At 60.6% G+C, this 786-nt stretch carries 1 protein-coding gene; it reads right to left on the bottom strand.

Going from position 1 to position 786, the window contains the following annotated elements:
- The coding region (locus ACIP1X_RS21805) for an alpha/beta hydrolase (protein ID WP_400755023.1) at positions 1 to 629 on the bottom strand (629 nt) is incomplete at its 3' end.
- Positions 630 to 786 lie beyond the last annotated feature (157 nt).

Raw genomic sequence — 786 nt, 5'->3', positions numbered from 1 at the left:
CAATTCGAGAGACGCGGCAGGATCAGATCCTTGAGATCGGTCAGCTTGCCATGAAAAAAGTGTCCGCATTCTGCCACTTTCAGCAGCTCATGGGGGCGCTGGAGTTGTTCCGACCAGTCGTAAACCAGCTGCGGATCGATGACTTCGTCGGTTTCCGGCTGGATCACGGTGAGTTCGCCCTGCTGCGGCAGTTGATCCTGCTCGCCAAGACGCATGACCGCCGGGGCGACCATGAACAGGTGCTTGAGCTGCACGCCTTGGTCTTCAAGACGACCGCCGAGACTTGCTGCAACAAATCCGCCGAAGGAGAAACCGAACAGGGTCAGCGGCAGGTTCGGGTGTTTTTCGCGCAGCCATGCCGCAGCCGCCTGGGCATCGTCGACTTCACCGGTGCCCATGTCGTGGGTGCCTTCGCTGGCGCCGACGCCGCGATAGTTGAAGCGCAACGTAATCAGGCCGGCGTCGCGCGCGGTGCGCTGCAGGGTCGAGACGACTTTGTTGAGCATGGTGCCGCCCTGCACCGGATTCGGGTGGCAGATCAGCGCGATGCCGCGCGGCTGCTCGTTATCGAGGTACAAGGCTTCGATTTGGCCGACTGGGCCGGCAATCACTACAGGGGTTTCACGCATCAGCAAGGAAGGAACTCCGTGACCTCGAATCGGGTCGACTCGTCTAGCAAATTGTCTGTGCCAATCTATTGCGAGTGAATCGCGGTATACAGCGCAGGTTCGAGCCGTTAACGTAAAGCAAAGCCGTTTATCGTGGGCGGGCGCGGGGGCGACGCGG

It is taken from the genome of Pseudomonas sp. NPDC088885 (genome assembly GCF_044750025.1).
GTDB lineage: Bacteria > Pseudomonadota > Gammaproteobacteria > Pseudomonadales > Pseudomonadaceae > Aquipseudomonas > Aquipseudomonas rustica.
This window is presented reverse-complemented; position numbering and strand designations above follow the sequence as displayed.